9 protein-coding genes are annotated in these 7,546 nt (G+C 54.8%); 4 read left to right on the top strand and 5 right to left on the bottom strand.

Annotated features, from left to right (window positions below):
- Positions 1–383 (bottom strand): amidohydrolase family protein (locus tag ACIQ2T_RS10730; RefSeq protein WP_397590801.1); only part of this gene is annotated, 383 nt, incomplete at its 3' end.
- Positions 384–421: 38 nt separating this feature from the next.
- Between ACIQ2T_RS10730 and ACIQ2T_RS10725 the strand changes: the two genes are divergently transcribed.
- Positions 422–1,144, top strand: a complete 723-nt coding sequence (locus ACIQ2T_RS10725) for a YgfZ/GcvT domain-containing protein (protein ID WP_397590800.1) — start codon at positions 422–424, stop codon at positions 1,142–1,144.
- On the opposite strand, the gene ACIQ2T_RS10720 is transcribed toward ACIQ2T_RS10725, so the two are convergent.
- Both ACIQ2T_RS10720 and gyrB read right to left on the bottom strand, forming a co-directional pair.
- The gene (locus ACIQ2T_RS10720) at positions 1,141–1,506 is read right to left on the bottom strand and encodes a septal ring lytic transglycosylase RlpA family protein (RefSeq protein WP_397590799.1); all 366 of its coding nucleotides are present in this window, start codon (positions 1,504–1,506) and stop codon (positions 1,141–1,143) included. The genes ACIQ2T_RS10725 and ACIQ2T_RS10720 overlap by 4 nt on opposite strands.
- A 124-nt stretch (positions 1,507–1,630) precedes the next feature.
- On the bottom strand, positions 1,631–4,207 hold the full coding sequence (gene gyrB / locus ACIQ2T_RS10715) for a DNA topoisomerase (ATP-hydrolyzing) subunit B (RefSeq protein ID WP_397590798.1): 2,577 nt from the start codon (positions 4,205–4,207) through the stop codon (positions 1,631–1,633).
- A gap of 193 nt (positions 4,208–4,400) precedes the next feature.
- Between gyrB and ACIQ2T_RS10710 the strand changes: the two genes are divergently transcribed.
- Genes ACIQ2T_RS10710 through ACIQ2T_RS10700 form a run of 3 tightly spaced genes read left to right on the top strand, consistent with a single transcriptional unit; the run spans position 4,401 to position 6,450 of the window.
- A complete protein-coding gene (locus tag ACIQ2T_RS10710) occupies positions 4,401–5,957 on the top strand; it encodes a class I adenylate-forming enzyme family protein (RefSeq protein WP_397590797.1) in 1,557 nt (518 codons plus the stop codon).
- On the top strand, positions 5,947–6,213 hold the full coding sequence (locus tag ACIQ2T_RS10705; RefSeq protein ID WP_397590796.1) for a DUF2721 domain-containing protein: 267 nt from the start codon (positions 5,947–5,949) through the stop codon (positions 6,211–6,213). The genes ACIQ2T_RS10710 and ACIQ2T_RS10705 overlap by 11 nt, the downstream gene beginning before the upstream one ends.
- Before the next feature lie 27 nt (positions 6,214–6,240).
- The gene (locus ACIQ2T_RS10700) at positions 6,241–6,450 is read left to right on the top strand and encodes a hypothetical protein (protein WP_397590795.1); all 210 of its coding nucleotides are present in this window, start codon (positions 6,241–6,243) and stop codon (positions 6,448–6,450) included.
- Positions 6,451–6,479: 29 nt separating this feature from the next.
- Here ACIQ2T_RS10700 and coaD read toward each other — a convergent pair whose 3' ends face one another.
- Both coaD and ACIQ2T_RS10690 read right to left on the bottom strand, forming a co-directional pair.
- Positions 6,480–6,989 carry a pantetheine-phosphate adenylyltransferase gene (gene coaD / locus ACIQ2T_RS10695; RefSeq protein ID WP_353206494.1) on the bottom strand — a complete coding sequence of 170 codons (510 nt, stop codon included), beginning with the start codon at positions 6,987–6,989 and terminating at the stop codon, positions 6,480–6,482.
- The coding region (locus ACIQ2T_RS10690; RefSeq protein WP_397590794.1) for a polyprenyl synthetase family protein at positions 6,990–7,546 on the bottom strand (557 nt) is incomplete at its 5' end.

The raw sequence follows: 7,546 nt of genomic DNA, 5'->3' as shown, positions 1-7,546 counted from the left end.
TGTTCAAGCGCAGGCATGATGTTTGCCACATTGGTGACGCCATGCGCGCTTCCGGTGGTTGCGTGCGCTGGGTATAATTTGGCGGCAGTAAACACGCCTTCGGCAAAACCGCGTGCCAGCTCGTGCCCATCTGTTGCATCGGTCAAATAGGCCGTGATGAGCGGCGTAAAGCTAATGCCTTGCGGAACGGCGGCCAAGATCCGGTCGCGATAGGCAGCGGCAGCCTCAACCGATGTTACGGGGGGCGACAAGTTGGGCATCACAATGGCGCGCGCAAATTGGTTCGCGGTGTAAGGCACTACGCTGCGCATCACTGCACCGTCGCGCAAATGAACATGCCAGTCATCGGGCCGGCGGATGGTAAGAATCGTCTGGTCGGTCATGGCTTCCCTTTAAGCGTCCGCCCCCCTATCTGTCACCTATGAGAAACACCCGTCTTTTTGATCGTCATATCATCCGCCTGTCACCGACTGAAGCTGGAGAGGACGTACGGCAATTTTTGCAGGGTTTGGTCACGCAGGATACAGCAGCAGACATGCCCTCATGGGCGGGCATTTTAAGCCCGCAAGGCAAAGCATTGTTTGATTTTCTTTTATGGGCCGATGCCGACGATGTGCTGATCGATTGCGAGAGCGCGCAAACAGATGCGCTTATTCGGCGGCTTTCGATGTACCGGCTGCGGCGGAAGATTGCGATTGCGGTAGACCCGGAAACCGCCGTTTATTGGAGCTCGGAAGGTAGCAGCGACCCACGCCATGCTGAATTAGGCGAACGATGGCTAGGGGCGCCGTCGGCGGATGATGTGGATGTGAGCGCTACCTACCGCGTACATCGTCTTGGCCTTGGTATCCCTGAGGGCTTGGCGGAGCTTGGAAGCGAGCAAACCTTATGGCTTGAGGCAAATGCAGCCGAGCTGAATGGCGTGTCCTTCACAAAGGGATGCTATGTCGGGCAGGAAAATACCGCGCGCATGAATTGGCGGCAAAAAGTCAATCGGCGGCTGGTGGTGGTGCCTTTGGAAAAGGCGGACATTAGCCGTCAACGCTGCGCCTATCCCGAACTTGGCCTGTCGGTTGAGTTGCGCCGTGTGGAGGATATGACGGCGCTGGACCTGCCGGAATGGCAACGTGCAGCGATAGGTTAGTCTAGCAGCTCAAGCTTAACTTTTGCGGTACCGCTTCGGTGCATGCCAAGTTGTTTCGCGGCTGCGAAGGACACATCCATAATGCGTGATTTGCCCCAAGGGCCGCGATCATTGATGCGAACGACCACTTCCTGACCATTGGCCAAGTTGGTCACGGCTACAAGGCTACCGAATGACAGGGTTCGATGCGCTGCTGTCATTGCATTAGGATCAAAGCGTTCGCCACTGGCTGTTCGGTTTCCACTCAGCTCAGAACCATAATAGCTGGCTATGCCTGTGCCAATCTCTACCCGGCGGTCGCCGGCTTGCGCCAACACGGGCAGAGCCAACAAAGCCATCACGAAAAAACTACGATTGCCCATATATCCTCCCCGAGGAACACTGCATATTCAGTCTGTTACACCAATCCAATGGTCAAGCGACGTGTTGCCCAATCTTTACGGCTACCCGAAATCTTAAGGCAGATACCGCTCGAAAGACCGTCGCTTAAACATCTAGATTGGCGACATTCAGGGCGTTTTCGACAATGAAATCGCGCCGCGGCTCCACAACCTCACCCATCAATTTGGTAAAAATGTCGTCGGCAAGATCGGCTTGGTCAATCTCAACGCGTAATAGCGAGCGGTGACCGGGATCAAGTGTAGTTTCCCACAATTGCTCAGCGTTCATTTCGCCAAGACCTTTGTACCGGGAAATCGACAGTCCCTTGCGGCCTGCCACCAAAATAGCATCAAGCAGTTCGGACGGACGGGTAATCGCACCCTTGTTGCCGATGCTAACCGCCGTCGTTGCGCGCTTGGCTTGATCGCCAACGGCGTCACCGGCCTCTTCATCGCTCTCGACCTCGTCGATCGCCTCGGCAGCAGCAGCGGAGACTTTAACGAGCCGCGCTGGCGTTTCATAGCTTGCGGTCTCTTCGCTCGCCAGCTTGTGCAATTTGCGCGCTTCCGCTGACATTAGGAATGCGGCTTCGATGATATGATGATCGGTGACGCCGCGCCAGAGGCGTTCAAAATGATAGCCACCGTCTTCGGACAGGCGACCGGACCATTTGCCTTCGACATCTTGTGCTGCCATCCATGCGGCCGCTTTGGTGACAGCAGCAGTCCGGTCTGTCGCTTCGGGATCAAGCGCGCCCGTCAACGCCATAGCCTCAACAATTGTGGGGTCATACCGACGTGGTACAAACGCCATAAGGCTGCGCATACGCCGCGCGTGGTCAACCAGTGCGCCCAGATCGGCTCCGGCACGCTGGCCACCAGCGCCTTCCAAAACAACACCACCAAGGCCAAGCTCTGCCAAATGGTCGTCGAGTGCCTTGTCGTCCTTTACATATATTTCACTGCGGCCCTTTGCCACTTTGTACAATGGTGGCTGCGCAATGAAAAGATGTCCGTTTTCGATAATCTCGGGCATCTGCCGATAGAAAAAAGTCAGCAATAAGGTGCGGATATGCGAACCGTCGACGTCGGCGTCGGTCATAATCACAATCTTGTGGTAACGCAGCTTCTCGATGTTGAAATCTTCACGGCCAATGCCGGTGCCCATGGCTTGAATGAGAGTGCCTACTTCCTTCGATGAAAGCATCCGGTCAAAGCGCGCGCGTTCGACGTTCAAGATTTTACCCTTAAGCGGCAAAATGGCCTGATAATGGCGGTCGCGGCCTTGCTTGGCTGATCCACCTGCAGAGTCACCCTCGACCAGGAACAGTTCGGACTTGGCCGGATCTTTTTCTTGGCAGTCGGCAAGTTTGCCGGGCAGGGACGCAACGCTCATTACCGATTTGCGACTGGCTTCACGTGCCTTGCGTGCGGCTTCGCGCGCGGCGGCGGCATCAATCACCTTTTGGATGACGGTGCGCGCATGGCCAGGATTTTCCTCAAGCCACTCACTCATCCGGTCAGCCATCAAGCTTTCCAGCGGTTGGCGCACTTCGGATGAGACCAACTTGTCTTTGGTTTGCGACGAGAATTTCGGATCAGGTAGCTTGACCGACACGATGGCGGTGAGGCCTTCGCGCATGTCGTCACCGGTCAAAGTGACCTTTTCCTTTTTCAACACGCCCGATTTTTCGGCATAATTGTTGAGGGTGCGGGTCAGCGCCGAGCGAAATGCCGCCAAATGGGTACCGCCGTCGCGCTGCGGTATGTTGTTTGTGAAGCACAACACGTTTTCATAATAGCTGTCGTTCCATTCGAGCGCGACGTCGATTGCGATGCCATCGCGCTGCGACCTAATCGTAATAGGCTCTGACAGCAAAGCCACCTTGTTGCGATCAAGATATTGTACGAACGCGCCGATACCACCGACATAATACAGATCATGTTCTTTGACATCGGAATGCCGGTTGTCGCGCAGCAATATGCGGACGCCTGAGTTCAGGAATGCCAATTCGCGATACCGATGCTCAAGCTTATCGAAGTCAAATTCAAGTACGTTTTTGAACGTGTTGGTCGACGCCATGAAGGTCACGCGCGTGCCCTTTTTCGGCTTGCCATCGACCACAGGCGCATCACCCCGAACAACCAGAGGCCCCACGGCATCGCCATGCTCAAAACGCATCCAATGCTCTTTGCCCTCACGCCAGATGGTCAGTTCCAGATATTCGGACAGCGCATTGACCACCGAAACGCCGACGCCGTGCAAGCCGCCGGACACCTTATAGGCGTTGTCGTCCGATGTGTTCTCAAACTTGCCGCCTGCGTGCAACTGAGTCATGATGACTTCTGCCGCCGAAACGCCTTCTTCCTTGTGCATGCCCGTCGGAATACCGCGGCCATTATCTTCGACAGACACCGAACCATCGGGGTTAAGTTCAATTAGCACCAGATCGCAATGTCCGGCCAACGCCTCATCGATAGCGTTATCAGAGACCTCGAACACCATATGATGAAGGCCGCTGCCGTCGTCCGTATCGCCGATATACATTCCGGGCCGTTTACGAACCGCGTCGAGACCCTTCAGAACCTTGATACTGTCGGCACCATATTCGTTCTGGTTGGGGTTTTCTGCACTGTCTGCAGTGGGGTTATATTGCGGGTTTTCCGGTGTTTCTTCAGTCATGCTGTGACCATAGGCTGGAACCCCGAAATACCCAAGGAAAAGCGCCTGAAAATCGACTTTTTTCCACAATCTTTTATGGGCAGGGAAAGGTCTATTTCGCGGTCAAGAACTGCGGGAGAAAAATAGACAATGAAACTTTTGAATATCACGCTAAATCATCAGTTAGGCCAGTGAAGGAGCGACGCGAGTTTATATGCATATCGAGACTGAACTGGAAAAATCCTTTGGTGATTTCGGCGCGCTAATCGGCGCTTGGGGCGCGGAAAAGGCTACTGAGCCCGCGCTTGCCGACAGCCTAACCCAACTGACTTGGCGCGAAGTTGCTCAGTTGACGGCGCGCATCGGCGCCGGGCTTCAGCGTGATGGGCTTCAGCGCGGTCAGGCCGTTGCCATATTGGGGACGAGCGATGTGCAATATGCATTGGTGTATCTCGCGGCAATTCGGGCTGGGGGCTGCGCTGCGCCCTTGACCACGTCGGCGGCGCCAGCACAGTTGGCGGCGATGCTGAAGGACTCAGGCGCGATGCATTTGTTCGTGGATGCGGCTAAGTTGGCTGACCTCAAAGGCGTCGCCTTGGGCGATATCAAAATCATTATGCTAGATCATGCCGTTGGTGATCATTTGACGCTTAACGATTGGATGGCGGAGGAGGGTGCTGCATTCGCGGCGGTGACGCCTGCCGCGACCGACCCTTTCAACATTATCTATTCCAGCGGAACCACAGGCACGCCAAAGGGCATTATCCATTCGCACGGCATGCGTTGGCACCAGATGGCGGGTGGGTTCAAATCCATCTACAGCCACGATACCCGGTCATTGGTGTCTACGCCCTTATATTCGAACACAACGCTTGCTGTGTTCCTGCCGACAATTTGCCATGGCGGTTTTGCGCGGATTATGGAGAAGTTTGATGCCTTGGCCTATCTTGGCCATGCGCAAACGGACAAGACCACGCACACCATGCTCGTGCCTGTGCAATATCAAAGGCTTTTGGCGCATGCCGCTTTCGGCAATTATGATTTAAGCAGCTTCATAGTAAAATTCTGCACCAGCGCGCCCTTTGCCGCGGAATTGAAGGCAGATGTGCTAAAGCGTTGGCCAGGCGGGCTTGTCGAAATTTACGGTATGACTGAGGGCGGCGTAGTCTGCATGCTGCAGGCCCATCACCACCCTCACAAGCTGCATACCGTTGGACAGCCAGTTACGGGCCATGAACTCATTGTATTGGATGAAGACGACAACCGCCTGCCAGCCGGCTCCAAGGGCGTTTTGACCGGCCGTTCGCCTACCATGATGTCTGGTTACAAAAATCAGCCAGAAAAGACCCGCGAGATGGAGTGGCGCGACGCAGATGGCAATGTCTGGTTGAAGACCGGCGATATCGGAATAGTCGACGAAGATGGCTTCGTTTCTATTGTCGGTCGCGCAAAGGATATGATCATTTCCGGCGGGTTTAACATCTACCCCAAGGACCTTGAAGAATTGTTGGAACAGCAACCCGAGGTGGCCGAAGCCGCTGTTGTTGGCATGCCGTCAGAAGCATGGGGGGAAACGCCCGTTGGGTTTGTGCGATTGCACAACGAATCGGCGTCGCCTGAGGTCATCCTTGAGCGCGTTAATGGACAGTTGGGCAAAACGCAGCGTATTTCGGTGCTGTATTCCATAAACGAAATGCCACGCAGCCATATTGGCAAATTACTAAAGACAGACCTGCGGGCCCTAGCGGCGGCGAAACGCATTGGACGGTAAATTCGGACCTGATCTTGCGTCCGTTATCTCCGTTTTGCAAACGGCGCTGGCGCCGGCATTTCTATTGGTTGCTGTTGGCAGCTTACTTAATGTGCTTACTGGTCGATTGGCCCGAATTGTCGATCGTTCACGCGATCTGCAGCGCCAATATGCCGACACCGACGGCCCTGCGCATGAACGCGTAATGCGCGAATTGCGGATCACCAAAAAGCGCATGCGCGTGGTTGGATCTGCGATATTGCTCGCAGTTCTGTAGGCGATTTCGGTCTGTGCGGAGATTGCCGTGCTGTTTCTGATGGGGCTGACCCAATTTTCTGCCGCTTGGGTGGCCGTTGCCGTATTCATGCTCGCGCTGGCGCTTTTGTCGGCTTGTTTGGTTCAGTTCGTCCGCGAAATACGGCTTGCGACATATGCCATTTATGTGCCGGAGGAATATCTTGAGTTACCACTCGCTCCTAAACCCGCCGACCGAAAGCGGCGTAAGCCCGTTTGACGATAAATATTGCTAACACCTAAATGGGTTTAGGCGGCTTTTCCGCCAATTTTCTGCACCCGTGCGACCACTTCGTCACGAATAGAAGGGGTAACAAATTTCCCGATTTCACCGCCGTAAATCGCAATTTCCTTCACCAACCGCGATGCAATAGGCTGAAGCGATACATCCGCCATTAAAAACAGCGTCTCGACGCGGTCATTCAGTTGCCGGTTCATGCCCGTGAGTTGATATTCATATTCGAAGTCCGTTACCCCGCGAATACCGCGAATGACGGTGCTTGCACCGTGCGCCTCGGCAAAATCCATAAGCAACGAGTTGAACCCGACAACCCGAATATGGGCAGAACCAATGCTCGCGACCTCACGTTCGACCATCGCAATCCGTTCATCGTCGGAAAACATGGGCGATTTGGCGGCGTTTGTTGTCACGCCAATGATAAGCTCATCAACTAACTTCGCGCCGCGCCGGATAATGTCCATATGCCCCAAAGTGATCGGGTCAAAAGTGCCGGGGTAAACGCCAATCCGGTGAGTCATTTAATGATCCCTTTCGGTGATATAGTTTGCGATAGCGCGCAATAAATTGGCTTCGGTGCCATAGCAGGATAAATGTTCATTGGCCTGAGCGACGAGCATTTCGGCCTGCTGTTTCGCGCGCTCAAGGCCCATCAACGATACAAACGTCCCTTTGCCGGCATCTGCGTCTTTTTGAAGGGCTTTTCCGGCGAGTTCAGGATCGCCTTCGACATCCAAGATGTCATCGGCAATCTGGAAGGCGAGACCAATGTCGCGCGCATAGCCCCGTAAATGTGTTCGGCCCTCTGGTGGGATATGCCCTAAAATCGCGCCCATCTCTACACTGGCCGCAATCAGCGCGCCTGTTTTAAGGGCTTGCAGGCGCATGACGGTCTGCAGGTCGAAAGTGGCCTTTTCCGCCTCAATATCCATCATCTGGCCGCCCGCCATCCCTTCGGGGCCGCTGGCCAGTGCAAGCGTCGATACCAGTTCGCCGCGAACAAATGGGTCGGGATGCGTCTGCGGGCTTGCCAATATTTCGAACGCCAAAGCATGGAGGGAGTCGCCAGCCAGAACAG

The organism is Sphingorhabdus sp. (assembly GCF_044357595.1).
In the GTDB taxonomy this organism is placed as follows: domain Bacteria; phylum Pseudomonadota; class Alphaproteobacteria; order Sphingomonadales; family Sphingomonadaceae; genus Sphingorhabdus_B.
Note: the sequence above shows the minus strand (reverse complement) of the source record. Positions and strands in the feature narration are given on the sequence as shown.